A 26,743-nucleotide genomic window follows, 5' to 3' on the forward strand; every position below is an offset into this window, starting at 1 on the left:
CGGCGATATGACTTCATTTTAGGAGGATACGATGAACAAGCTGAATAAAACAATGCTGCAGTCGCTTGCAGCTATAGTTGCCTTGCAAGGTGCGGTACCGGTATTCGAAGCGGCAGCCGGTGAACATACGGCGAAGGCTTATGCCGAAACGACAAGCAGTGAACAGCGCCAATTCGTGAAAACGATTACCTCGCTGACGGTGGATAAGGCCCGCTTTACGCCTGGCGAAGAGGCAACGCTGACTTTTGCATTGAAGGACGTCAGCTCCTGGAGCGGCGAGCTCAATGTGGAGATTTATCAGTTAAACAAGCTTGTGGCCAAAGGCGCGAAGGCCGTTACGGTCCTGCAGGGGCAAGGAGAGCTGCAGGTAAAGTGGAAGCCGCCGGCGGAGGACTATAAGGGCTATATGGTGAAGGCTTGGATAAAAGGGGCGGCCAGCGATGATTTTGTAACCGCTGCCATCGATGTGTCCAGCGATTGGAAGAAGTACCCGAGGTACGGCTATGTCGGCGAGTTTCCGAAGGAAACGGCGGAGCAAAGCGATGCGAAGCTGAAGCAGCTGTCCCAGGACTACTATTTGAACGGCTACCAGTTCTACGATTGGATGTGGCGGCACGATGTATCGGTCTATTCCAAAACGGACAGCAGCGGCAAGCCGCTAACTGACGAGAACGGAAATTTCATAACGGAAACGATGGATGCGGATACGCATTACACGGATTTGCTCGGACGCGAATTATTCCCGATGTCGGTGAAGCAGCAGGTGGCAGCTGCCCAGAAATACGGCTCCGCCGCGATGGCTTATGAGATGAATTATGCCGCGAGGGAGAATTATGAGGATTTTGGCGTCAGCCCGTTATGGGGGCTGTACAACAAGTCGGCGAAGTTCCCGCTTGATCCGGGCAACCCGCAGAAGGACCAGAACGGATTTACGTTTGACGTAAACGGCCATCCTACGTCGCTGTTCCTGCAGGATCCGGGCAATACGGAGTGGCAGGCTTTTATTACGAAGGAATTTAACCGCGCGGTAAACGAGTTTGGCTTTAACGGCATTCATCTGGATCAATGGGGAGCGAACGATAACGATTTTTTGTATGATTACAACGGAAACAAGCGGTATTACTCGCTAGATTACGGCAAGCTGATAAACGCGGTCAAGGATTCGCTTACCGTCAATAATCCGAATAAAAACGACGTGACTTTCAATATGGTCGGCGGCAATGCGGAATACAGCGCGGTGCCGAATCCGGCCACCAAGACGGACTTTGATTACAGCGAAATATGGCAGGACCGGAATCAATACCGCGATCTTCAGAAGGTTGTGGAGGATACGCGCGCCGCAAACGGCGGCAAAGCAATGGTTATCGCGGGTTATATGAACTATAAGCAGGCGACCGGCGTAACAACCCGCGGAACGGAAGCGGAGGATGTACCGGCCACCGTCGATTATCAGTCCCGGATAACGAAGGCTTACGGATGGGTTGGCAACTTCGGACGCAAGGATACCGACGCGGTGACCTTTACCGTAACCGTTCCGGAAGCAGGGAATTACAATCTTGTCCTGAATTACGGTCAAGGCAACGGGACAACGGGGCCTGAAGGCAAGCTGTCCGTGAACGGCGAGGTTGCGGAAGGCGTTATTCCTTTCTCGGTCAATACGGGCTGGGGCCATCCGACCGCGCAGTATACGGTACCGGCGGAGCTTAAAGCCGGTGAAAACACGGTTAAGCTGACGCTTAATACGAACAACCTGTGGCTCAACCTGGCCAGTCTGGACGTGGTGGGAGGCGGCGTGAACGACCGTTACGAAGCGGTAGACGCCAAGCTGGATACGGTTATAGTCGATCAGTACAGCAACGTCTACTATTTTGATACAAAAGGCGATTATTTGAAGTTCCACGTCCGCGTGCCGGAAGCGGGCGATTATCCGCTTGGCTTCAGCTACGCCTCGGATTGGCAGACGGTAAGCCGTGACCTGGTCGTTAACGATCAGCCGCAGGGCAGCCTTGCTTTCCCTGGCAACGGCACTTGGGATAAGTTTGTTGCGCATAAGGGTTTGGCGACCGTTCACCTGGAGGCCGGTGACAATACGGTTATGCTGAAGGCGCCAACGGATGATTTGGGCATCAAGCTGCGGTATATGACTGTCGGGAACAAAAAGTACGAGGCGCTATATGCGGACATCCCGCAGACGAACAGTATTTCCTACATCGAGAGCAAGACGGATAATTTCGGTCAGGCCGGTCAAACGGTAACCTATGAGGTGGATCTGGCGGACGCCATTGATAGGATTGCGGTGCTCTATCATGGCGACAACAGTCCAACGATGTCCGTGCTGGTAGACGGCGAGCCTGCGGAGAACGCGCAAAAGGTGTTGTTCCCGAAAACGCCTGGCGGCTGGGGCGGCGCGATGCAGCGGAAGGATCTGGAGGCAGCGGTTCCGGCCGGCCATCATACGATTACGCTCCGGATGGAATCCAGCGGCCAATATACGAATGTCGGCGGAGTGCTGGCCGGCGGGTACGAATACAGCACGGGAAGCGCGGTGACGGTCGGCGGTGTCATTCCGGTGGTTGGTTATGCCTCGGATTTTAACAACGAAAACGACCGGCTTGCGTTCAATGTAGACGCGGAGGAAGCGGGAAGCTATGATCTGCGTTGGTTCTACCGGAATAACGGGTCGGATGTTATGCCGCTAAGCCGCTCGGTTTATATCGGGGACGGAGCAGGTCAGACGGTAAGCTTTGCGCCTACGGCAAACGATGAATGGGGCGAAGCCGTGTTAAGCGGAGTGCAGCTTCAGAAGGGCGTAAACCGGGTAGTGATCAAGATGCTTGAAGGTACCGACATCGGCCTTCAGCTGGACAAGCTGATAGTTGTTCCCGCCGGTGGCGGCAGCCTTGCCGAGCGCACCTACGAAGCGGAAAGCTTAAATACGGAAACGCCGTTTTCGTTATACAAAGACACGGTAATGAATTTCGGCGAAGTCGGACAGCAAGTTACTTATCCGGTCACGATTCCGCAGTCCGGAGAGCAAAGCCTGATTTTTACGTATTCAAACCCGCGGGCGTTTACGACCCGTTCCGTCTACATTGACGGCGTACGAGCCAAGGATGCAAGCGGAAACGCTTTGAAGCTGGGATTATCGGGGACGGACAACAAAGACAGTTACAGCGGCGACGGGTATGTGATTATTCCGCATATGAAGGCGGGGCAGCACACGGTGACGATTAAAATGGAAGAGGACGATGAGCCGGGTATGATCCAGCTGCGCGGCGTAACGGCAGGCTATTTTGACGAATCTTCCGTACGGTTGATGGATGCGGCTCTGGCTTCTATGGGAGCTACCCATATTGAGCTGGGCACGGCGGAGAAGCTTGAGGAGGGGCCCAATATGCTGGCCCACGAGTATTACCCGAACCGCAGCAAGAAAATGACGGAAAGCACGAAGGAAGCGATGAAGGATTATTATAAGTTCTTCGCGGCTTACGAGAACCTGCTCTTCGACAGCAAGACCGATTCTGCCGCTACAATTGGCGTTAAGACCGCAGGAGGAAAGGACCTGGCGCTGAGCAAGGACGGCTCGGATAATACGCTCTGGTATACCGTCCGCAGGAATGCTTCGAACGAAGGGTATGAACATTACGATATTATCCATCTTGTTAATTTGCTCAATAACGACTCCGACTGGAGAAACGCGGCGAACGAGCCGGAGAAGCAAAGCGATCTGAAGGTTGATTATGCGGTTGGCGTCACCAAGCAGGATGCTGCGGGGCTGAAGGTGTTTGCGGCTACCCCTGACCGTGGGGAAGGCGCTATGACGGAGCTGACTTATACCTGGAATGGCGATCATATTGCGATTGATGTTCCTGCACTGGATTATTGGACGATGCTGGTCGTAGACCGCGATCCGAAGCAAGGACAAGTACAGCAGCTTGATCTAAACGGCAGTGCGGGATCAGGCGGGGATACGACGGTTATACCGCCGTCTGAGGGCAGTCGTACCGTAACTGAACAGGATGTGAACAACGCCGCAAACGGGCAAGTAGCCATCGTATTGGAAAAAGGAACGGACCGCGTGTTGCTGCCTGTTTCGCTCATCGGCAGCCTCGGCACTAACAAACTTGCTCTACAGGCAAACGGCGGTCTTGCGCTGCAGTGGAAGCCGGAACCGTTGAAGAAGCTTGCAGGTTCGGCCCCGGCCGGAGCCTATCTGGAGTTTGCGCTGAAGCCGGTATCGTCTGCCGCAACGCCTGCCGTTCCGACAGACATGAGGCTGAAAGGTACAGTCTATTCAGTTGAGCTGAATTTGAAAGCAAAGGAAGGAACGCTGCTAACATCCGTTCAGTCTGATCTTCAGGCTGGACTGGAGTCTAAAGTGTCAGCTCCCAAGCTGAATGGCAAGCTGCTTGGTTTATATGTCTATGACCGCGAGAATAGTCGGTGGAAGTATGCGGGGGGCAGATACAAGGCTTCAAATGGCAGCTTTGCAGCTGATTTGAATGCCGCAGGCACATTTGCCGTATTTGAATACGAGAAGAGTTACGTGGATGTAGGAAGCTCGAGCTGGTTCTACGAAGCCGTTGCTTCGCTGTCGGCAAAGCATATCGTTAACGGCGTGACGGAGGAACAGTTTGCTCCGGAACGGAAGGGAACCCGCGCGGAAGTCATGGCTATGATTGTCCGGGCGCTTAATCTGAACGGAAATGCGGTCTCCTCTGCAGCCGGATTTAAGGATGTTCCGGCAGGCGCCTGGTATGGCAAGGAATTAGCCGCCGCTTATGAAGCAAGGCTCATTCAAGGAGATGCTTCCGGTCGTTTTAACCCGAACGCTCCAATTACCCGCCAGGAGCTGGCAGTCATGCTGCTGAGAGCTTATAAGCTTGCAGGCGGCGAATTATCGGAGGCGGAAGCCGGCAAGACGTTGTATGCCGATGCGGCTCTAATCGCCGCCTGGGCGAAAACGGCGATAGCCGAAGCCGGCGCAGCCGGCCTGATGCAAGGGGATGGCGACGGGCAATTTGCTCCGGGACGTCAGGGCACACGCGCGGAAATCGCGCAGGCGATTGATAATTTACTTGAAAAAATCTAGTCCGGCACCTACCAAGGCTGAGCAGTTCTATCTGCTCGGCCTTTTTAATAGGGTAGAACTCCTTATATTATCAAAGGATCTGCTAAGGTATGTTTACATGCCTTTATGCTATAGTTAGAAGAATGGAAGATTAAGGAGGAGGTTTTTCTATGAATATCCTTATTACGGGTGCCAGCCGCGGACTTGGCGTGGAAATCGCTGCCGAAGCGCTGGAGCGCGGGCATCGTGTTCTTGCGGGCGTGCGAGATACCGCTGCGCAAGGCAAGCTTGCCGAACTTGCCAAGCTATACGGTGAGCACTTGGAGCTTGTGGAGCTGGATGTTACGGACGAAGCGGGAGTCGCTGCGTTAGCAGGGACCTTGCAGCAGCAAGGAAAAGCCATTGGAGCAATCGTCAATAATGCCGCCATTCTCGTAGAACGCAATACTCCGATCGAAGAGCTGAATATCGAAGAGGTAGCTAAAACCTTCGATATCAATCTGTTTGGGCCAATGCGGGTCGCCAAGCATTTTCTTAAGTTAGTAACCGAGAAGCATGGAGCCATTATCAATATTTCCTCCGAAGCGGGCAGCATCTCGAATGCTTATCCGGGAGATTACCCTTATGGCATCTCGAAGACGGCGCTGAATATGTTCACGCAGCAGCTCCTGTCCGCCGTGAAGGAGCGGGGCATTCAAGTGCTTAGCGTGCATCCGGGCTGGATGAAGACGGACATGGGCGGGGAGAACGCGCCTACCGATCCGCGCCAAAGCGCGAAGGGCATTCTGGATATGATCGAAGGTCAACTCGTGCCTAAGGGTAAGTTCAACTTTGTGGATTATACGGGCAAGGAAATGCCGATCTAGTAACCTAATATTTGTTGAAAAGCCTGACTCCCGACTGGGGGTACAGGCTTTTTTATGTTGTCGCTATTCTGCAGTTGATATGTCAATTCAGCTTGGCAAATAACATATATCATGATATATTGTTATATAATAAACACTTGTCAGAGGGAAGACGGGGGAACGAACAGGATGAACGAATCATCGAAACCGATGTATGAACGGATTTTCGAAGCGCTCCGCGAAGACATTGTGGAGAAGAAATACGTACCGGGCGACCGGGTTCCTTCGGAGAAGGAGCTTGGCGACGAATACAACGTCAGCCGGATTACGAGCAAGAAGGCGCTGGAGCTTCTGGCTAACGAAGGCTATATTATCCGGCAGCCGGGACGAGGCTCTTTCGTATCGGATCAGCCGGCGCCACAACCGAAGCAGCAGACAGCAATCGGGACGCCGGCACAGAAGACGCGCAAGGAAGACGGCAAGCTGCTGATAGGTCTTGTGATTACCGATTTTGCGGACAGCTACGGCAACGGACTGATTTATGGCATGGAGGAAGCATCCCGCCATCATAACTGCTACCTGGTTCTCCGGCGTACGTTCGGCATGCCTGCCCTCGAAGAGGAGGCGATCAAGGGACTGCTGGAGCTTGGCGTGGACGGACTTATTATTTTTCCGGCGCAAGGCGAATACTTTAATGCCGAAATTTTGAAGCTGGTCATTAACCAGTTCCCGTTTGTGCTTGTTGACCGCCATCTGAAGGGGATTTCGGCCAGCTCCATTGCAACGGACAATGTAGGCGCCGCCAAGGACGGAACAAACTACTTGTTTGAGCTTGGACATAAATCGATTGCTTTCCTGACGCCTCCGCCGGTGGATACAACCGCTATCGAGGAACGGATCGAAGGGTTTATCCAAGCCCATGCGGAGAAAGGGATTGTCGTTGACCGGGAGATCTGGATGGAGAATATTACGTCTACGCTTCCAAAGCACAATACGGAGGAGAACAAGCAGGAGGATATTCAGAAGCTGATCAGCCATCTGAACAAGCACCCGCAGATAACGGCACTGTTTGCGACGGAATTCAATATCGGGCAGATCGCTTATCAGGCGGTGCAGCAGATGGGCAAGTCCGTACCTAAGGACTATTCGATTGTCTGCTTTGACTGTCCGGAGACCAATGGACGATATCCGTTCACTCATCTGAGCCAGAATCAGCATGAGATGGGGCGCGTTGCTTTCGAGAACGTGCTTAAGCTGTGGGCCGGGCAATCCGTACCGAATAAAATTCTGCTGGATGCTTCGCTTGTTGTCAGCGACTCGACAGGTCCAGCCCAATCCTAGTTTTCGCGTACAGAAAGGCCTCCTTTACGGAGGTTTTTTTTATTTGCGCTTTTTCATGGCGGGCAAGGAATAACAAAAAAAGGTTAGAGCACAATATTTTTGCAGGGGGTGATGGAGAATCGTGGATAAAGAGAAAGTCGCTGGTCTCATTGATGAAAATTATTATAAAATCGAAGAATTGCTTGATCAAAAAAAACAAATCTGGTCCGGGCTACGTGGTCTTCTCAGGATTGTGGTGGCTGGGCGTTATTCTAAGCGTTATGCCTTGGGTATTGTGGATCCTGCTGCGAAACAAGCAAAGCACGGACCGCAACTTATATGCCGGGTTTCTGACTACAATCCTCGCGCTGACGCTGGACGTACTGGGCGATCAATTCGGATTCTGGCATTACAGGTTTAACGTCATTCCTCTTATCCCGACTTATTTCCCCTGGGATGTCACTTTAATGCCTGTAGGGGTCATGTTTCTATTACAGATAAAGCCTGCCGTCAGCCCATTCTTAAAAGCGCTGGTATTTGCCTTGTTAACCTCGTATGCAGCAGAGCCTTTTATTCATTGGCTTGGCATATATCAACTAATAAAGTGGCATCACACGTATTCCGTTCCGATTCAGTTTGGTATCTATTTATTGGCTCTCTACTTTAGTCGCCGACAAAAATTCCAAGAGCTGACTTGAGCTCGACCTATAAGAGGGGCAATCTTTGTGCATTTGATCCTAGGGGTTATTACCGTGCTCGCGGCATGGAGGTACGGGGACTGGCGGCATTGGCAAAGATATCATCATACGATGATGTTTATTGTCATTGGCAATCTGCTGTATAACTTTTTGACGGCGGGTCACTTCCTCTGGAAGCTGAAGCCGGACTTTTTACCTAACCATAGTATGACGGAAATGGTGTATACCTTTGTTATTTTTCCGGCGACGGCGTTAATGTTTATCTCGAATTACCCTGACCGGTATAGCAAAATCATCGGCCACTACCTGAGATACATCGGGGTATACGTAGGAGTGGAATGGTTCTTTATGCTGACGGACCGGATCATTTACCAGTACGGTTGGAATCTAAGCTGGTCTATCTTTTTTGACTGCACGATGTTTCCATTGCTGTGGATCTTCCACAGGAAACCGCTGGTTGCTTACGGGATTATGTTTCTGTTATGTCTGTTCTATATCTGGTATTTCAAGATCCCGGTTAATGTTCCCGTTGAACAAAGAAACTGATTGCTAAGAAGAGCCTCCGTTCTGGAGGCTCTTTATTTTGCGTCTGAAGTCCCGGTCAATTAGTATAAAGGTTGGTATAACCTTTTTAAAAATTATATATTGACATACCATATATATGCCAATATAATAGCAATATCAAATGAAAGCGTTTTATAGAAAGCGTTCAAAGGAAACAAGGAGGCACGAAACTGATGACGCAATCGACAGAAATTCCCGCATCCTTAACGCGACTAGTGGAGCGTATCAAGGAAAAAACAGCGGATCATCCGAAGTGGGCAGCAATATTCGAGAAGGCCATTCACAATACGCTGCAAACGACGATCCAGCGCCTGCCGGATGGTACCACATTTGTTATAACAGGTGATATACCAGCTATGTGGCTTCGCGATTCCGCTGCGCAGCTTCGCCCGTTCCTGGTGCTTGCGTCCGAGGATGCCGAGCTGGCCGATCTGATTGAAGGTCTTGTCCGGAGGCAAATGGATTCGATCCTGCTTGATCCTTACGCGAATGCCTTTAATAACGGGCCAACCGGCAAAGGACATCAGGACGACCTGACGGACATGGGGCCTTCCATCTGGGAGCGCAAATACGAGATCGATTCGCTTTGCTACCCGCTGCAGCTCAGCTATCTGCTCTGGAAGAATACCGGCAGAACCTCGCAATTTGGCGATACCTTCCGTCAGGCCGCGGATGCGATTCTGAATCTCTGGACAACGGAGCAGGAGCATGAGAGCGCATCGCCTTACCGGTTCCAGCGCTTCAATTGCGCGCCAACGGATACGCTGCTGCGCGAGGGCAAAGGCACGGAAACCGCATATACCGGAATGACATGGAGCGGCTTCCGCCCTAGCGATGATGCTTGTACATACGGCTACCTGGTGCCGGCAAATATGTTTGCGGTTGTCGTCTTGGGCTATCTGAAGGAAATTTCGGAAGAAGTGCTTGGCGATGAGGAGCTTGCGGCAAGAGCGGCTAAGCTTGGCGGGGAGCTTCATCAAGGCATCCAGACCTACGCGATTACCGAACATCCGCAATTTGGAAAAGTTTATGCATATGAAACCGACGGGCTAGGCAATTACAATTTTATGGATGACGCAAACGTACCGAGTCTTCTGTCGATTCCCTATCTCGGCTATACCTCGCAGGAGGATCCGATCTACCGCAATACGCGCGACTTTGTGCTAAGCAGCAGCAATCCGTATTACTTCGAAGGCGAAGCGGCAGCCGGAATCGGCAGTCCGCATACCCCGGACCGTTACATCTGGCATATCGCCCTGGCAATGCAGGGCCTGACAACGGATGACCGTTCCGAGAAGGAGAGGCTTCTCAGCCTGATGGAAGCCACAACGGCGGGAACGGGCTTTATGCACGAAGGGTTCCACGCGGATGATCCGTATCAGTTCAGCCGTCCATGGTTCTCGTGGGCCAACATGATGTTCAGCGAGCTTCTGCTTGATTATTGCGGTATTCGAGTACAAACAAAATAAAAGCGGTTTCATAGAGAGCAAGGCCTAACGGCGGCTTTCTTCGAAATATAGTGGGTTACTAAAAAAGGGAGGCATGAAAAGTGAAAAAATGGATCACGATGATCGCCTTGGTTACGGTAGTGGCAACAGCAGCCGGCTGCGCAAAAACAACGACAAGCAGCAATGGCAACGGGAATGCGAATGCAAGCAGTAATACGAACGCAAACAGCGAGCAAACGGATAACGCTTCGGGGAATTCCGGCGGCGGCAAAGCCGTAGAGCTGACGTTCTGGGGCGACTGGGCCGGCGACGGACAGAAGCAATTCCAGACGATGGTTGACGCTTTCAACAAATCGCAGGACAAAATTCATGTCAAGTATGTGCTTCAACAGGATCTGATTACGAAGTTCCTGACGGCTGCTACATCCGGCGGCGCACCTGACGTGCTGCTGTGGGACAGATGGCGGACACCGCTGTACGCACCGAAAAACGTGCTTCACCCAATCGATGATTTCATGACGAAAGACGGCTTGAACAAGGATGATTTCTACGGCGAAGCGCTGAAGGAATTGTCCAATAGCGACAAGCTGTACGGCCTTCCTTTAACCGTTGATGCGCGCGCACTATTTTATAACAAAAAACTTTTGGCCGACGCAGGCGTAACGCAGCCTCCTACAACTTGGGATGAGCTCGAGCAGGCTGCCATCAAGACAACCAAATGGAACGGAAGCAAGCTTGAAGTAGCAGGCTTCTCGCTTGCCGATAACGGACTCTTTAATATGTATCTTCAACAGGCAGGCGGCTCGATGCTGACCGACGACGGCAAGAAAACAAACTTCAACAACGAAAAAGGTCTGTCCGTGCTTGCATTCTGGGACCGCATGCTGAACCAGGACAAAGTGTATAAGGTTGGCTTCGAGCAAGGCCTTGGCGAAGGAACCGACGCTTTCGCAACCGGCAAGGTTGCAATGACTTACAACGGTCCATGGATGCTGAGCACGTATAAGAAATACGGCAAGGATCTGGACTTCGGGGTTGTGCCTCCTCCGGCTGGACCTAACGGAGACAAAGGCGGCGTGATGGGCGGCTTTGGCCTTGTTATTCCGGAAGCCTCGAAAAATCAGGAAGCGGCATGGGAGTTCATCAAGTGGTGGACGGCAAGCAAAGACAACGCGCTTCTGTGGGCAAAAACAAGCTTGAACATTCCTGGCTACAAGCCGGCGCTTGACGATCCCTTCTTCAAGGAAGATCCGCTCTGGCAGCCATTCCTCGATACGCTCGAATTCGCGAAGACTCGTCCGGCTCACCCTGGCTACTCCGTCATGGAGACCGAAGCGCTTATTCCGAACCTGGAGCTGTACCAGCAGAAGAAGCAGAGCGCGGAGGATACGCTCAAGAAAGCGCAGCAGCGGGGCGACCAGCAGCTCGCGGACAACGAAGACGTGAAGTAATTGAAGGTCTCCCGGTGGTACGGACCGGATGATAAAGGGAGGGAGACCTCCCTTTATCTATTCCGGCCGGCCTAACGGGATTCACTACGAAGGAGGGAGGAGTGCTGATGTCTTCAATGGGCAAGCTGAATCAGCATCAGGCCCGCATGGCCTACTTATTTATTACCCCAACGATGCTGCTGTTTTTCGCTTTTACCATTATTCCTGTCGTCATGGCGCTCTACTTAAGCTTTACGAACTACGATGTGGTCAGCCGGATGGAATTCGTTAAGCTCGACAACTACAAGAAGCTGCTTGAGGATGATCTGTTCTGGACGACGTTCAAGAACGTATTCTTCTATTCCGTTATTTTTGTACCGCTGAACATCATCATTTCCTTATTGCTTGCCATGCTTCTGAACTTCAAGCGGTTCGGCGTCAAGCTGTTCCGTACGCTCAATTATCTTCCGACATTAACCTCCGCCGTTGCGGCGTCCACGGTCTGGATCTGGCTGCTCCATCCGGAGTTCGGCCTGGTGAACAACCTGCTCAGCTATGTGGGCATTACCGGTCCGGCTTGGCTCGCTCAGACCGAGACGGCGATGTTCTCCATTATTATGGTGACGTTATGGCAGTCGGTCGGCTCCAATATGATCATTTATATCGCCGGCCTGCAAGGCGTGCCGGATTACTTGTACGAATCCGCCAAGCTGGACGGAGCAACCGCTTTTGCGCGGTTCCGTTATATTACTTGGCCGCAGCTTCGCCCAACAACCTTCCTTGTCAGCACGATGGCGATTATCGGGGCGCTGCAGCTGTTCGACCAGGCCTTTGTCTTGACGCAGGGCGGGCCGGGCAACGTGACCAAGACGCCTGTATATCTCATTTATAACCAGGGCTTCAACCAGCTCAAGATGGGTTATGCTTCTGCCCAAGCGTTTGTGCTGGCCGTGGCGATTCTGATCTTTTCTTTCATTAACATGCGCATTAATAAATCCGAAGAACCGATTGTGTAAGGAGGCACGCAAATGGCACAGCCTATTGTCAAATCCATTGCAGTACGCGCACCCAAGCCGCCTTCTTATACTCTCAAAAGGGTTCTGGTAGGCGTCCTGTTCTACGTGGTTGCGATAGCTATAGCGGCAGCAATGTTCTTGCCGTTTTTCTGGAGTCTGATTACTTCGTTTAAACCAAGCAACGAGATCTTCTCGGTGCCGATCAAGTGGATTCCGTCCAAGCTTACGTTAGAGCATTACCGGTCGGCGTTTACGACCGTACCGTTCGCGGGATATTTCGCAAACTCCTTTATCCTGGCCGCAGCGGGCGTATTATGCAACCTGTTCTTTGGGTCTATCAGCGGCTACGCCTTTGCCAAGCTGAACTTCAAGCTGAATAAACCGCTGTTCCGCATCTTGCTGGCGGCGATGATGATTCCGGGCATCGTAACGATGATTCCAAGCTTCTATGTATTGAAGCATTTCCCGCTGATTGGCGGCAATGACATCCTTGGAGCCGGAGGCAACGGCTTCCTGAATTCCTTCTGGGGAATCATTCTGCCGGGTGCGTCCGGTTCGTTCGCGGTCTTCTTCATGCGGCAGTTCTTCCTGACGCTGCCTTCCGACATGATGGAAATGGCGCGGATCGAAGGCGCCGGCGAGTTCCGCATCTTCTGGAATATTTATCTGCCGCTGACGAAGCCGGCGCTTGCAACCCTTTCGATCTTTACCTTCCAGGCGGGCTGGAACAGCTTCCTGTGGCCGATGATCGTCTTGAATGATCCGGCGAAAGCGACGATACAGATGGGACTGCAGGCGTTCTCGTTCAACCATCAGACCGATTTCGGTCCTATGATGGCCGGCGCGCTGATCGCGATCCTGCCGATTCTCGTCTTGTTCCTTCTGCTCCAGAAGTATTTCGTACAGGGCATTGCCTTTACGGGGACGAAAGGCTGATCGCATTGAATCGTAACAAACGATATTTTTGGCTGGCCGGCGCTGCGGCAGTTATCCTCATAGCGTTGGTCTGGTCATTGGTCTGGAAGGATAAAACGGCAACAGCCTCCGTCATTTGGCAGGAGCGGGCGGAAGAAGCGCAGCTTGAGCTGACCAAGTCCTTCTGGGACGACAAGCGTGGGCTCTACAACAATGCTGCACCTTGCATTGCCCAGCTATGCACCGATCCGTTTAATTATTGGTGGCTGGCGCATGCGGTGGATGTGCTGGTCGACGGCTACGAGCGCAGCGGCGATGAACGGTACACGGAGCAAATCGCCAAGCTGCATCAAGGATTGCTTGATCGCAACGCGGGCGTGATGATCAACGATTATTACGATGATATGGAATGGATGGCGTTAGCCTGGCTGAGAGCTTATGATGCCACCAAGGACGAGAAGTATAAGCAGGCAACGCTTGAACTGTGGGAAGAGATTAAAGGCGGCTGGAACGAGGAGATGGGCGGCGGCATCGCTTGGCGCAAGGAGCAGACGGATTACAAGAATACGCCGGCGAATGCTCCTGCGGCTATTTTGGCGGCACGGCTGTACGGGCATTTCCATAACGGGGAAGATCTGGCCTGGGCGAAAAAGATCTACGATTGGCAAAAAGAGACGCTTGTGGATCCGGATACCGGTCTCGTATGGGACGGAATCAACCGGACGGGCGACGGCAATATCGACAAGGAATGGAGATTCACGTATGGCCAAGGCGTGTTTATCGGGGCCGGCGTTGAACTATTCCGGGCAACGGAGGATAAGGCTTATCTGGAGGATGCCCGCCGGACGGCGGCTAATCTGAAGGAAGCGTTCCTGTCTCCCGCAACCGGCATGCTTCCATCGGAAGGCGACGGCGACGGGGGCTTGTTCAAAGGCGTATTAATCCGCTACTTGGGAGAGCTGATTGCCGCTGATCCGGATGGGCCGGAGCGTAAAGAATGGATTGACATGCTTCGGACCAACGCCAACAGCTTATGGCAATACGGCAAAGCGGAAGACAAAGCCGTATTCAGCAATTCATGGGCCGAAGCGCCGGATACGATCGTGCAGTTAAGCACGGAGTTAAGCGGAATGATGCTGCTCGAGCAGATGGCCGTATTGGAGAAAAACGGACAATTACAGTAGGCAGAGGATACGGGGAGAGTGAGAGCAATGGTGTGGGCGGCAAGAGCGGAAGAAGCGCAGCAGGCATTGGAGCAGTTGTATTGGAATCCTGCAATTAACATGTACGATATCGAAATTCCGTGCCCGGACGGCGCTTGCAATACGATTTTTCATTACTGGTGGATGGCGCATGCCGTGGATGCATTGGCGGATGGGCTGAACCGGACGGAAAGCGACTTCTACCGGGAACGGCTGGAGGCTTTCTACGAAGGAATATTGAACCGTAACAACGGCGCGTGGCCAAATGAGCTGTACGACGACATGGAATGGATGGCCATCGCTTGGCTGAGGGCTTATCAGGCGACCGGCGTAGAGAAATATAAAGGTGCGGCCCTTCTCTTGTGGGAGGATATCCAGACCGGCTGGAACGAGCATGCAGGCGGCGGAATCGCTTGGCAGAAGCCGCAGCTCGATTACAAGAATACCCCTGCCAACGCGCCTGCCGTTATTTTGGCGGCAAGATTGTATCAGGCGTTTGGCCGCGAAGAGGATCTGGCATGGGCTCACAAAATCTATAATTGGCTGAAGGCAAGCCTTGTTGATCCGGACACTGGCTTTGTCTGGGACGGCATGAACCGGACCGGCGACGGCTCGATTGACAAGGACTGGAAATTCACTTACTGCCAAGGCGTCTATATTGGCGCTGCGGTAGAGCTGTTCCGGATTACGGGCGACTCGGCTTATTTGCGGGACGCGGAACGCACGGCGAGGGCAGCGGCTGACGAGCTGCTTCAGGGCGGTCTATGGCCGGATGAAGGCGATGGAGACGGCGGTTTGTTCAAAGGCATTCTGATCCGGTATCTTGGCGAGTTAGCTTCCGTATCGGAGGAGCGGGCCGAGCTGTCGGCGCTGCTGGAGCAGCAGGGCCAGGCGCTCTGGACGCGTGGCGCCGATCCTGCGCGCAAGGTGTTCAGCACCTTCTGGAGCCTTCAGCCGGAAGAGCGCGTTACCTTAAGCACGCAGCTTAGCGGCATTATGCTGCTGGAGCAGCTGGCTGCGCTGGAGAAGCGCGGTCTGACAAGCACGGCGTTAACCGAGGAGGTACAGTCCTGATGGCGGCACAAGGAATTTGGGCAGAACGCGCGGCAATCGCGCAGGAGGATTTTCGCCGTCTGTTCTGGAATGAAGAGCGCGGCGTAATGGATCAAGTGGTGCCCTGCAACGGCACATGCAATGACCATTGGATTTATTGGTGGCATGCGCATGTGGTAGACGTATTGGTAGATTCCCTGGAGCGCACAAAGTCGGAAGAGGATGAGGTTCTGCTGGAGCGGGCATTCCGCGGGGCGAAGAAATGGAACGGCGATACGCTGCTTCATAACTACTACGACGATATGGAATGGATGGCGCTTGCGCTGCTGAGAGCCTATGGTGCGACGGGGAAATCGTTCTACAAGGAAGGCGCTCTTGAGCTGTGGGACGATATCAAGATGGCGTGGAACGATCATATGGGCGGCGGCATGGCTTGGAAGAAGGATCAGCTGGACTACAAAAACACGCCTGCAAATGCCCCGGCCTCCATACTTGCTGCGCGCATCTATCAGATGGACCGCCGCGAAGAAGATTTGGAATGGGCGAGGCGGATATATCGGTTCAACAAGGAACGGCTTGTGGATCCGGAGACCGGCTTCGTCTGGGACGGCATGAACCGGCTGGGCGACGGCAAGATTGATTACGATTGGAAATATACGTATTGCCAAGGCGTCTTTATCGGAGCCGGCATTGAGCTGTACAACTGCACGGGGGATGAGAGCTATCTTGTTGATGCTCAACGAACCGCAGGGGCGGCCGTCCAGGAACTTGTCGATCCGGAGACGGGCATGCTGCCGCGCGAGGGGAATGACGACTGCGGCCTGTTCAAAGGCATTCTGATCCGTTATCTTGTTAACCTCATCCGTATTCAGCCTGATTTATCGCTGCCATGGGTCAATCTGATCCGGCATAACGCAGGCTCCTTGTGGGAGAAGGGTCGCTCGGAAGCCGGCTTGTTCAGCTTATCCTGGGCCGGAGAGCCGGAGCCGGAAGTTCAACTGAGCGGCCAGCTTAGCGGCGTGATGCTTCTTGAGGCGATGGCGGAGCTGGAGAGAGACGGCTTCCTCGCGCCTAGGTAGGCAGCTTGCTCTGACGGTACAGCATCCGGAACTGCTTTGGCGTCTTGCCGGTACGCTTGTGGAAGCAGCGGACGAAATAAGGGAAGGAGCCAAAGCCGGTATCCTCGGCAATCGCGCCGACAGGATCGTTCGTATGAATAAGAAGTCGTTTAGCCTGTTCAATGCGGTATTGGGTGACATAATCAAGCGGCGTGCAGCCAAACGTTCTTTTCATGCATAAGGCGATATAGTTAGCGTGAAAATGCAGCTCCTCCGCCATCCGCTTGTAGCTCAGCGGGTCGCGGTAATGCTTGCGCAAATAGAGGGCGGCATCCTCGGCCAGCTGCAGATGGGAGCTTTGCGTTGTCTCTTCTTTGCTGTCCTCCTGAAGCTTAAGGAGGATTGCATGGAACAGCTGCTGCTCCTGCCAGCGGGAATTTCCGGCAGGATTCTCATAGAGGTGAAGAAGCTCGCGGAACTGTTCTTCCCCTCTCCCGAGGCTTTGTACCGGGCCTGAGCGCGGCAAATAGAAGGAGAAGTATTCGATAGGCGGATAAAGAGGCTCTTGCTCAGGCGGCAAGGGCTCTTTGTCATAAGGCTCGGGATGCCACTGTCCGGTCGTCTGGAAATGCAGCCAGTAGAAATGGGTCTCTTCCCTGCAAGGGATGACGGTATGATGCTCCAGGTCCGGACGCAAAATGCCGAAATGACCGGCTGGCAAGGTGAGCTCGTTCTCCCCCTCGGCTAGGTACAGACATCCTCTGGTCACAAACAAAAGATCGAATACGCCGATGCTGCTGCGGTCGGGATGCTTTCTGCCCGGCTGGTACGTATCTTCTCCGATTTGAACGAAGTGGGGCATAGGCGGACATTCAAAATGAAACATTATGCAGCTCCTCCATTTGAACAGGAATGAATCCAGTATAAGTAAATGCGGGACATACGTAAACATACCTCCGAATCTATTAAGTTGTGATCGGACAAATAGTAGTTGCGATTGTCTATCCAGCCCGGGGCCCGTCTAATGGTATATTCGAGACAGACGAATGGGAGGGAGCTTAATCATGAAGAGTATCTTTGAGGCTCTGCCGCTTGGCAGCATTCAAGCGGAGGGATGGCTGTATAACCAGCTTCGGATTCAAGCAGACGGATTAACGGGTCATCTGGAGGAGCATTGGCCGGACGTTGGCCCGGATAACGGATGGATTGGCGGCAACGGCGAAAGCTGGGAACGCGGTCCGTATTATCTGGACGGCTTGCTGCCGCTTGCTTATATTTTGAACGATGAGACATTGATCGCGAAGGCAAACCGCTGGGTGGAATGGGCGCTGAACAGTCAGCAGGAGAGCGGCATGTTCGGGCCGGCACGAATCGAAACGGTCAATAATGACGTAAGCAAGGAGCAGGATTGGTGGCATTACATGATCATGCTTAAGGTCTTTACGCAATACGAGGAAGCGACCAGCGATGCGCGGGTTATTCCGTTCTTGACGAAATTCGCGGACTACGTAGCCGGGAAGATTGAGGATCAGCCGCTGCAGGGATGGGCCAAAGCACGCGGCGCGGAGCTGCTGCTCTGCCTCATCTGGCTGTATAAGCGCACCGGCAAGGAAGAGCTGCTGAAGCTGGCTTCCATTGTAAAGGAACAGACAACGGACTGGACCGATATCTTTTATGATTTTCCGTTCTGGCGGAAGGTTGAGCAGTGGGATTGGAGAACGCATGTCGTTAATGTGGCAATGGGACTCAAGACGCCGGGCGTTCTCTACGAGCTGACCGAGGACAGCCATGAGCTGGAGGCGGTGTACCGCGGAATCGAAAGTCTGATGATTTATCACGGGCAGGCGCATGGCATGTTCTCCGGCGACGAATGGCTGTCGGGTACGCATCCAAGCCAAGGCGTGGAATTATGCGCGGTTGTTGAATACATGTTCACGCTGGAGCAGTTGACCCGGATTTTCGGAGATGGCAAATTTGCCGACGTATTGGAAAAGGTAGCCTTTAACGCTTTGCCTGCCGCCATCTCGGCGGATTGGACCTCCCATCAATACGATCAGCAGGTGAATCAGATTATTTGCAACGTAGCCCCGCGCGCCTGGAGCAACGGTCCTTATGCCAACGTCTTTGGCCTGGAGCCGAATTTCGGCTGCTGCACGGCTAACATGCACCAGGGCTGGCCTAAGCTGGTTTCCCATTTGTGGATGAAGGACAATGAGGGCGGATTGGCTGCCGTATCTTATGCCCCTTGTCTTGTCCGTGCGGATGTCGCGGGCGGCGTGAAAGCCGAGCTGCGGGTATCCGGGGAGTATCCGTTCCGGGAGCGGGTAACAGTAGAGCTTCAGCTGGATCGTCCGGCCAGCTTTGCGGTACGGCTGCGTATTCCGGGCTGGTGCGAATCGCCGGTCATTACGGTAAACGGAACCGCTGCAGAGCTTGAGATCAAGCAAGGTTATGCGGCCATTCACCGCGAATGGCAGACGGGGGACCGCATGGAGCTGTCTCTGCCGATGGAACCGAAAACCGTCTCCCGCAATTTGTATGCCGTAAGCGTGGAACGCGGACCTCTTGTTTATGCCCTTCCCGTGGAAGAGAGCTGGCAGCTGCTGCGGAAGCGCGAACGATTCCATGATTATGAGCTGTACCCGGCTTCCCCTTGGAAGTACGGACTGCTGGCGGATACGACATTTAAAGCGGTTACGAGCAGCGAAGAAATTCCGTACCAGCCGTTCCTGGCCGTCGAGTCTCCCGTTAAGCTCGCCGTATTGGGTCAGCTGGTGCCGGATTGGCGTATGGAAGGCAATAATGCAGGAACTCCGCCAATCGCACCGAATACAGATGATCAGCCGGTCACCGAGCTTGTGCTTGTTCCGTATGGCGGAGCAAAGCTTAGGATCGGGGAATTCCCGTTAATCGGCGAACGAAAGACATCAAGGACACGATAATACGGAAACTAACAGACGAGGTGTAAGAAGAATGACGGTAAATCAAGCAAACGAAGGATTATTTCACGGCGAACGCGCGATTTGGCTGCGTTTTGGACCGTACGAGGCTGCTCTTCTTCCCGAGATTGGCGGCAACCTGATTGCTTTTCGGGATGTAGAGAAGGAATACCGCTTCCTGCATGAACCAACACCCGAGGAGATGGAGAGCTTCAAGGCAAGGCCGATGATCCACGGCATCCCCGTGCTGTTCCCGCCGAACCGCTATGAGGACGGCAAATTCCCTTGGGAGGGGAAGGTTCATCAATTCGATGTCAATGAACCGGCAACGGGCAACCATCTTCATGGCTTCCTCTATCAAACGCCGTGGCAGGTTGAAGACTTCGGCGCAACAAAGACGGAAAGCTACGTGGTTGTATCGGTTCAGGTGGATGAGAACCATCCTTCCTATGCCAGCTTCCCGTTTAACTATACGATCCTTCTCCGTTACTCGTTAAGCGAGAACGGCCTGCTGCAGCAGGTGACGGTCCGCAATGACGGCGAAGAGGCAATGCCTTGCCTTCTCGCTTTCCATACTTCGGTGAACGCACCGTTTGTGCCGGGCGGAGAGGCTAAAGATTACCGGATCCATATGACGCTTGGCGAGCGTTGGGAGCTGAACGAGCGGATGCTGCCAACGAAGCAGTATCAGCCACTCAAGGAAGAGGAGCAGTTTATGCGCGACAGCGGCGTATATCCGTTCTTCGAAGCGATGGATAACCACTATACGGCACGCCCGCAGAACGGACGCAACCGGATGGAGCTGACCGATACAAAAGCGGGCATAAAGCTTGTCTATGATGTAGGCACCTCCTATAAGCAGTGGATGATCTGGAATAACAACGCGACCGAGGGCTTCTTCTGCCCTGAGCCACAGATCAACCTGGTGAACGCGCCAAATGTGGATCTTCCAGCCGATGAAATCGGCCTTCTGAGCTTGGCTGCGGGAGAGATTTTCGAGGAATCCAGCCGGTTGTATGTTATAAAAGGCTGATAGCTTGAGAGGCTGCCTCTCGTCATCTTCGGATGATGAGGGGTAGCTTTTTTTATGTGCGTGTGTCTGGTTGCTCGCTTAATCGCCCAACCGCGTGATCATGATTGCCGATTTCTGCACACTTGTTCGCCTTCACGTTGCTCGTCCGTTCGCTTACTCCTCTATTGCCGAATAACCTCTCGCAGACTCTCCTCTCGCAGACTCCTATCGTCGACTTGCCTATTGCCGAATAACCAGATTTCCCTAACCGATAACGAAACTACGTAACGCTATTGGCTCAAAAACGAGGCATTTGTAATTGTAACGAAACTACATATCGTTATTGACGGTGTATTGGTGCAATTTGACCGCCAAAATGCCAATTAGCGATATACAGTTTCGTTAAAACTGGCGAAAGACTGTTTTCCGCGTTCTAAGGCTCTGTAGTTTCGTTAGCGAGGCAAAGCGCAACTTCGCGCTGCTTTCTGCGTTAAAAATCATTAGAAATAGGATGGAATTTACAACAATTCGCGATCGATAGTGGGGGGAAATGATATGGGGATCTTTTTTATCATTGCGTTTGTCATTATGCTGCTCGCCGTGCTCAATATAGACGGGAAAATAAAGAAGCATTTGGAGAATCAGAAGCTTATGATCGAGAAGCTTGATCTTCTGCTCCATGCCCAAACCAATAAAGACTCCGAATAACAGGGGGAGCGCATATTTCGGTATGAAAAGTGCTTTGACCGTGTGCGAAAATATAGAATGTCGGGAAGCAAGGTTTTGACCGACAGTCGTATTAACGAAGCCTTTAAACTCCTGGTGCGAGAGTACGAGAAAATGACCGGTTTTAAAGATATGCATCACAATGCCATCATGCACCATAGAATCTCCATGTATGGGAACCTTGCGAAAAATGCGGAAAGCCGTTGCGCACGCCGCAAGCAAAAATGTGCGTGGCTTGCGGCGAAAGGGTTAATCCGACGAGCTGACTTTATTGGATAGATTTGGTCATGAGAACATGAGGGATGCTATCCTCCATGAATTTAGCCGATGCTACTTCATAGCCAAGCTTCTCATAGAATCCTTTCGCATGGGTTTGCCCGTGCAGTTTAACCTTGGGAAGTTCCTTTTCAAGAGCGATGCCTTCCAATGCGGCGATAATTTGTCTGCCGATCCCGAATTTGCGGTAAGGCTCTAGTATGCAAATGCGCTCTAGCTTGCCCATTCCTTCGACCGTGCGGATCCTTCCCGTGCCAACCGGTTGTCCATTGTAATAGGCTAGAATATGCTCGCATTTCCCATTCAACTGGTCAAACTCGTCAAATTCATCGGTAAGAGGTACTCCTTGTTCTTCAACAAACACGTTCTTTCTGATCGAAAATGCGCTCTCGAGCTCCTCGAGCGTTGCAATTTTGATTGGATTCATACTTTCTCCAGCCTTTCCGGATTTATTTTTATGGCGATTAACGTCATAATGAATAACAGCGGTAAATGCAGTATATAAAAAAATATAATTGTTGTAAATGCAACAAAATTTAACTGGCTGGCAGGTGGCAACATGAGGGAGATACTTCGTGAGGTTGGCATGATCGCGAGGGCATTGGATTCCATAAGCAATATCGAGTTCAAGGAGCTTGAGCTTACCAAAGGACAATACCTGTATCTGGTTCGCGTCTATGAGCACCCGGGAATTATTCAGGAGAAGCTGGCGGAAATGATAAAGGTGGACCGGACAACGGCGGCGCGTGCGATTCAGAAGCTTGAGATTCAAGGCTTTCTCGAGAAGAAAGACGATGAATCAAACAAGAAAATCAAAAGGCTGTTTACAACGGAGAAAGGCAAGCTGGCTTATCCATTTTTGAAGCGGGAAGGGGATCATTCGAACTCTGTGGCACTGGCAGGAATAACGGAAGAGGATGCGGAGACGCTTTTCCAATTGCTGCAGAGGGTTAGAAAAAATATTGAGGTCGAGTGGGACTCCGTGAAAAAGGGGAATAAAAGAGACTACTAAGAGAAGGCAGCCGTCACGAATGACCGGCTGCCGGGTAGGAATAGGCCCGTTCAACTTTACAGATTTTAACGTTGTAACTCTCATACCAGGCCTCTTTGCCTTTCTGCTGAGCAACCTGGTGCAGCCCGTTCTGCCTCCAGTTTTGTATCGCCTCCAGGCTCTCCCAATACGAAATCGTAATGCCCGCTCCCGAGGCATCCCTCACGCTCTCCACCGATAGGAATCCAGGCTGCTTGGCGGCAAGCTCCTCCATTTTGTCGGACATCGCGCCGTATCCATGATCCCCGTCCGTCCGTTGACTCGAAAAAATAACCGCATAACAAGTGTCCATTACCATGTTTATCAGGCTCCTTTCTGCGTTAATTAGACTATACTATTGATTGTTGGATAAATAAAATGAATGATAATAATGCTAAACATGAAAGAGTTTCATTTAAGGCGGGACAACGATGAATATAGAAAAGTACCGGATTTTTAGCAAGGTCGTTGAGGTGGGAAGTTTAACAAAGGCGGGGGAGCTCTTGAATCTGACGCAATCCGCGATCAGTCACGCGGTTTCCAGCTTGGAGAACGAGCTTGGCTTAAGTCTGCTTATAAGAAACAGGGCGGGAATTCAGCTTACGAACAACGGTGAACGTCTGATCCATCCGATCAGAGAAATTCTTCGCGCGAATGATATTTTGAAGCAAGAGGTAGCCGCTATAAAAGGAATCGAGATCGGAACGGTTAAGATCGCGACCTTCACTAGCGTTTCGATACAATGGCTGCCGCAAATCATGAAGCAATTTCAGAATCTGTATCCTCAAATCGAAGTGAAGCTACTGGACGGCAACTATCATGAGATCGAGGAGTGGATCGCGAATGGATCGGCCGATTTTGGCTTTGTTAATCTCCCTGCCCGCGAAGCATTTGATGTAGTACCGCTTCATCAGGATAGGATGATGTGCGTAATGAATGCCGGGCATCCTTTCAGTCACCGGAAGGCTGTCAGCTTGGGGCTGATTATGGAGGAGCCTTTTATTATGCCGGTTGCGGGCTGCGACACGGATGTACAACGAATCTTTTCGCAGAACAAATGTAAGCCGCAAATTAAATACGAGTTGGAGGATGACCATGCCATCATTGCAATGGTGCAAAGCAATCTTGGGATCAGCATTCTACCCGAAATGATATTGTCGCATCTTCCGGACAATGTCTGCTGCCGTCCGCTGGAAAGCGAGCATTACCGCCATATTGGCCTTGCCGCAAGGTCTTTTAAAAATGTCTCCCCGGCAGCCAGAAAGCTGATTGAATGGATTAGAACTTGGATTGCGTCCCGATAAACCTTTAGTTACACAAAATCTGAAACAAAAACAAAATTATATTTTGTTACAAATAAACTAGACAAAATATTCAAATGGCGCTAATCTGATTGTAAGAAACATAATCGATACAGAGGAAGAAGGGACTTTGCGTTGTTAGAATTAACGATAGACGAGCCCGATCGTCTCGTAAAGGTTGCGCATGCTCTTAGTACACATACCAGAATCGGCATCATAAAGCTGCTGCTTGCCAAGCCAAACCTGAATATTATTGAAATTGCGGAAGCGCTCGATATTCCAGTCTCTACGGCGGCTACCAATGTGAAGGTGCTCGAAGAGGCGGAGCTTATTCTGACCGAGCTTCAGCCGGCATCGCGCGGAGCCATGAAGGTGTGCAGCCGGAATTTCGACGATGTGCGCATGATACTTAATCCGATTGCTTACTATCAGAACACCAGCAAGGCTGTTGAAGTCGAAATGCCGATCGGCCATTTCATTAACTTCGACATCCAGCCAACCTGCGGGATGGCGAATACGACCGGCATGCTCTTTAATGAGGATGAACCGGAAAACTTCTATCATCCGGACAGCCGTACGGCCGAGATTATCTGGTTCCGAAAAGGCTGGATCGAATACCGGTTTCCGAAGAAGCTGCCGGCGGGCGCTAAGGTGAAATCGCTCGAGTTCTCTCTTGAGCTATGCTCGGAAGCGCCGAACTATAATAACGACTGGCCTTCCGAAATTACGGTATGGGTGAATGATAGGGAGATAGGCTCCTGGATTTCGCCCGGCGATTTCGGCGACCACCGGGGCAAGCTGAATCCGCCTTGGTGGAATGACTCCAGCACCCAGCACGGACTGCTGAAAACTTGGGCAATCGAAGAAAGCCGCAGTACCATCGATAACGAAAAAAGCTCCTCGACAACGCTTCGGGATCTGCAGATGGATCAGAAGCCTTTTATTACATTCCGGATTGGATTAAAGCCGGATGCCAAGCATCAGGGCGGCATGAATTTGTTTGGCAAATCGTTTGGCGATTACGCGCAAGGGATTATTATGCGGATGCAATACGAATAACGTCTAATTGTTCCAGATGTTTTGTTAGCACAAAGGCATCTGGAACTTTTTTATTGAATGATACAGTTTTATTGAAAGAAAGCGTTGACATAGTGATTTAACGCATGTATATTTTGTTTATAAACAAATAACTTGAAACAAATTAAAAAATGTGTCGGTATATACGAGCCTATGAAGGATCGCTAGCGGGGGCCGTTTGAACGGTACATAAGGGTCATGGCTTATTTGTTTACAGCGAGGAAATCATATCGTTCATTCATTATGAAGGGGGAAGTAACAGATGGCGAAATGGAGAAGCGGTAAAGTTTGGATGGCTGCAATGCTTTGTCTCATTATCGTACTGGCAGGCTGCAGCTCTAATAACGGCGGCAGCAAGGAAAGCTCCAATAACGGTAAGAACAACAGCAATGCGGCAGCACAGGAATCGTCGAACACGGGAGCAACGGCAGAAGGAACGGATGCCGGAGCCGACGCCGGAGCCGACGCGAAATCGAGCATCGAATTTATGGGCTGGGGCGGAGACACGGAGAAAGCCGTCTTCCAAAAGCTGATTGATGCTTATATGAAGAAGTACCCGAACAAAAAGGTAAAGTACACGGTTGTACCTCCAGGCGAGTATTACCAAAAGCTTGATACCTTGATCGCAGCTAAGAAAACACCGGATGTGTTCTACGCAGGCGGCGCGAACTTCAACAAGCTCGTAAGCAGCGGCGTGCTGATGAACCTGCAGAAGATGCTGGACACAAGCAGTCTGGTTGACCAAAGCAACGTATGGCCTGCCGCTCTGGACCGCTACCGTTATGACGGTACAGCTTCCGGCAAAGGCGACATCTACGGTCTTCCGAAAGACGTTGGCCCTTGGGCGCTTGCTTACAACAAAGATCTGTTCGACAAAGCCGGTCTTCCTTATCCTAGCGCAAAAGCCGGCGAATACACGTGGGACGATATGATTGCCGACGCGAAAAAGCTGACGGTTGCTAATGAACGCGGCAAGATCGATACCTTTGGCGTTGCCGCATACTCCACCGAATCTGCCGTATGGGCAAACGGAGGAGACTGGACAGACGGCAATGGCAAGATCACGATTGATACTCCTGAGTTTGCGCAAGCCATGCAATTTGTAGCGGACCTTAGCCTTGTTAACAAAGTAAGTCCTTCCAAGGACGATGAAAAAGCGCAAAACGGTTATTCGCGTTTCGTAGCGGGTAAAGTGGCGATGTTCCCGATGGGTCCATGGGATCAGCCGGGCTTCTGGGATCTGCCGTTCAACTGGGATATCGCTGCATGGCCGGCTAGCCCGAATACAGGCAAAACCGCAACTTGGCTTGGATCGCTTGGCTTTGTAGTATCGGCCAAAACCGAGTTCCCGGATGACGCCTTCCGTCTTGCGGCATACCTCAGCCTTGATCAAGACTCGCAAAGACAAAACTATCAGCTCGGCCAAGCGGTTCCGAACCTGATGGATATGGCTAAAGGCGAATTTATGCAAATGGACAAAAAACCGGAGAGCCGCCAAGTATTCCTTGATATTATCTCCGATTACGGCCGTCCTCCAATTGAAAACAGCTCGAAAAACACAAAATGGCTGGATACGTTCTGGCAGGACGCAAGCGCGGTCTGGACCGGCAAGCAAAGCGCAGCCGACTTTGTGAAGGCGGAGCAGCCGAAGCTTCAAAAACTGTACGACGAAGGCAATAAGTAAAGCAGGTTGAACTTGCTGGAGTACGCGGGGGAAAGACAATCGCCTTAAGCGATGTCTTTGCCCCTCTTACCTTCGGCC

23 protein-coding genes are annotated in these 26,743 nt (G+C 51.9%); 20 read left to right on the forward strand and 3 right to left on the reverse strand.

Translation table 11 applies throughout. The features are described from left to right. The first annotated feature begins 31 nt into the window (after window positions 1-31). The 12 genes from WFJ73_RS15420 to WFJ73_RS15475 all read left to right on the forward strand — a co-directional run bounded on the left by WFJ73_RS15420 (window position 32) and on the right by WFJ73_RS15475 (window position 16,641). Window positions 32-5,092 (forward strand): glycoside hydrolase family 66 protein, encoded by a 5,061-nt coding sequence (locus tag WFJ73_RS15420; protein ID WP_336773909.1) that lies wholly within the window; start codon window positions 32-34, stop codon window positions 5,090-5,092. Window positions 5,093-5,241: 149 nt separating this feature from the next. Further along, a complete protein-coding gene (locus WFJ73_RS15425; protein ID WP_336773910.1) occupies window positions 5,242-5,937 on the forward strand; it encodes an SDR family oxidoreductase in 696 nt (231 codons plus the stop codon). A 168-nt stretch (window positions 5,938-6,105) separates the two neighbouring features. Continuing rightward, window positions 6,106-7,257, forward strand: coding sequence for a GntR family transcriptional regulator (locus tag WFJ73_RS15430; RefSeq protein ID WP_336773911.1), 1,152 nt, complete (start codon window positions 6,106-6,108; stop codon window positions 7,255-7,257). A 152-nt stretch (window positions 7,258-7,409) separates the two neighbouring features. Further along, a complete protein-coding gene (locus tag WFJ73_RS15435; protein WP_336773912.1) occupies window positions 7,410-7,934 on the forward strand; it encodes a CBO0543 family protein in 525 nt (174 codons plus the stop codon). A gap of 27 nt (window positions 7,935-7,961) precedes the next feature. Beyond that, entirely contained in the window at window positions 7,962-8,480 is a 519-nt protein-coding gene (locus WFJ73_RS15440; protein ID WP_336773913.1) for a CBO0543 family protein, read from the forward strand. A 191-nt stretch (window positions 8,481-8,671) separates the two neighbouring features. Beyond that, on the forward strand, window positions 8,672-9,967 hold the full coding sequence (locus WFJ73_RS15445) for a glycoside hydrolase family 125 protein (RefSeq protein ID WP_336773914.1): 1,296 nt from the start codon (window positions 8,672-8,674) through the stop codon (window positions 9,965-9,967). An 80-nt stretch (window positions 9,968-10,047) separates the two neighbouring features. Further along, window positions 10,048-11,397 (forward strand): ABC transporter substrate-binding protein, encoded by a 1,350-nt coding sequence (locus WFJ73_RS15450; RefSeq protein WP_336773915.1) that lies wholly within the window; start codon window positions 10,048-10,050, stop codon window positions 11,395-11,397. Window positions 11,398-11,504: 107 nt separating this feature from the next. Beyond that, on the forward strand, window positions 11,505-12,392 hold the full coding sequence (locus WFJ73_RS15455; RefSeq protein WP_336773916.1) for a carbohydrate ABC transporter permease: 888 nt from the start codon (window positions 11,505-11,507) through the stop codon (window positions 12,390-12,392). 12 nt (window positions 12,393-12,404) lie between these two features. Next, entirely contained in the window at window positions 12,405-13,328 is a 924-nt protein-coding gene (locus WFJ73_RS15460; RefSeq protein WP_336773917.1) for a carbohydrate ABC transporter permease, read from the forward strand. A 5-nt stretch (window positions 13,329-13,333) separates the two neighbouring features. Beyond that, entirely contained in the window at window positions 13,334-14,491 is a 1,158-nt protein-coding gene (locus WFJ73_RS15465; RefSeq protein ID WP_336773918.1) for a glycoside hydrolase family 76 protein, read from the forward strand. A gap of 27 nt (window positions 14,492-14,518) precedes the next feature. Then, on the forward strand, window positions 14,519-15,583 hold the full coding sequence (locus tag WFJ73_RS15470) for a glycoside hydrolase family 76 protein (RefSeq protein WP_336774022.1): 1,065 nt from the start codon (window positions 14,519-14,521) through the stop codon (window positions 15,581-15,583). Continuing rightward, the gene (locus tag WFJ73_RS15475) at window positions 15,583-16,641 is read left to right on the forward strand and encodes a glycoside hydrolase family 76 protein (protein WP_336773919.1); all 1,059 of its coding nucleotides are present in this window, start codon (window positions 15,583-15,585) and stop codon (window positions 16,639-16,641) included. Before WFJ73_RS15470 ends, WFJ73_RS15475 begins: the two co-directional genes overlap by 1 nt. Here WFJ73_RS15475 and WFJ73_RS15480 read toward each other — a convergent pair. Further along, window positions 16,634-17,506 (reverse strand): helix-turn-helix transcriptional regulator, encoded by an 873-nt coding sequence (locus tag WFJ73_RS15480; RefSeq protein ID WP_336773920.1) that lies wholly within the window; start codon window positions 17,504-17,506, stop codon window positions 16,634-16,636. The genes WFJ73_RS15475 and WFJ73_RS15480 overlap by 8 nt on opposite strands. Before the next feature lie 178 nt (window positions 17,507-17,684). On the opposite strand from WFJ73_RS15480, the gene WFJ73_RS15485 reads away from it, so the two are divergent. From WFJ73_RS15485 to WFJ73_RS15500, 4 genes are all read left to right on the forward strand, one after another. Beyond that, the gene (locus WFJ73_RS15485) at window positions 17,685-19,562 is read left to right on the forward strand and encodes a beta-L-arabinofuranosidase domain-containing protein (RefSeq protein ID WP_336773921.1); all 1,878 of its coding nucleotides are present in this window, start codon (window positions 17,685-17,687) and stop codon (window positions 19,560-19,562) included. Between the two features lie 31 nt (window positions 19,563-19,593). After that, window positions 19,594-20,592 carry an aldose 1-epimerase gene (locus WFJ73_RS15490; RefSeq protein ID WP_336773922.1) on the forward strand — a complete coding sequence of 333 codons (999 nt, stop codon included), beginning with the start codon at window positions 19,594-19,596 and terminating at the stop codon, window positions 20,590-20,592. Window positions 20,593-21,126: 534 nt separating this feature from the next. Continuing rightward, complete coding sequence (locus WFJ73_RS15495) at window positions 21,127-21,279, forward strand: hypothetical protein (RefSeq protein WP_336773923.1); 153 nt, start codon at window positions 21,127-21,129, stop codon at window positions 21,277-21,279. A 75-nt stretch (window positions 21,280-21,354) separates the two neighbouring features. Further along, a complete protein-coding gene (locus tag WFJ73_RS15500; RefSeq protein WP_336773924.1) occupies window positions 21,355-21,576 on the forward strand; it encodes a hypothetical protein in 222 nt (73 codons plus the stop codon). Here the strand turns inward: WFJ73_RS15500 and WFJ73_RS15505 are convergent. Beyond that, the gene (locus WFJ73_RS15505; protein WP_336773925.1) at window positions 21,566-22,000 is read right to left on the reverse strand and encodes a GNAT family N-acetyltransferase; all 435 of its coding nucleotides are present in this window, start codon (window positions 21,998-22,000) and stop codon (window positions 21,566-21,568) included. The two genes, WFJ73_RS15500 and WFJ73_RS15505, sit on opposite strands and share 11 nt — an antisense overlap. A 132-nt stretch (window positions 22,001-22,132) precedes the next feature. On the opposite strand from WFJ73_RS15505, the gene WFJ73_RS15510 reads away from it, so the two are divergent. After that, window positions 22,133-22,585, forward strand: a complete 453-nt coding sequence (locus WFJ73_RS15510) for a MarR family winged helix-turn-helix transcriptional regulator (RefSeq protein WP_336773926.1) — start codon at window positions 22,133-22,135, stop codon at window positions 22,583-22,585. Between the two features lie 13 nt (window positions 22,586-22,598). On the opposite strand, the gene WFJ73_RS15515 is transcribed toward WFJ73_RS15510, so the two are convergent. After that, window positions 22,599-22,922 carry an antibiotic biosynthesis monooxygenase family protein gene (locus WFJ73_RS15515; protein WP_336773927.1) on the reverse strand — a complete coding sequence of 108 codons (324 nt, stop codon included), beginning with the start codon at window positions 22,920-22,922 and terminating at the stop codon, window positions 22,599-22,601. 112 nt (window positions 22,923-23,034) lie between these two features. On the opposite strand from WFJ73_RS15515, the gene WFJ73_RS15520 reads away from it, so the two are divergent. The 3 genes from WFJ73_RS15520 to WFJ73_RS15530 all read left to right on the forward strand — a co-directional run bounded on the left by WFJ73_RS15520 (window position 23,035) and on the right by WFJ73_RS15530 (window position 26,665). Next, a complete protein-coding gene (locus tag WFJ73_RS15520; protein WP_336773928.1) occupies window positions 23,035-23,907 on the forward strand; it encodes a LysR family transcriptional regulator in 873 nt (290 codons plus the stop codon). Between the two features lie 132 nt (window positions 23,908-24,039). After that, the gene (locus WFJ73_RS15525) at window positions 24,040-24,963 is read left to right on the forward strand and encodes an ArsR/SmtB family transcription factor (RefSeq protein ID WP_336773929.1); all 924 of its coding nucleotides are present in this window, start codon (window positions 24,040-24,042) and stop codon (window positions 24,961-24,963) included. Between the two features lie 280 nt (window positions 24,964-25,243). Continuing rightward, window positions 25,244-26,665 carry an ABC transporter substrate-binding protein gene (locus tag WFJ73_RS15530; protein WP_336773930.1) on the forward strand — a complete coding sequence of 474 codons (1,422 nt, stop codon included), beginning with the start codon at window positions 25,244-25,246 and terminating at the stop codon, window positions 26,663-26,665. Window positions 26,666-26,743 lie beyond the last annotated feature (78 nt).

The sequence above is a fragment of the Paenibacillus sp. MMO-58 genome, assembly GCF_037146255.1.
Lineage (GTDB): Bacteria > Bacillota > Bacilli > Paenibacillales > Paenibacillaceae > Pristimantibacillus.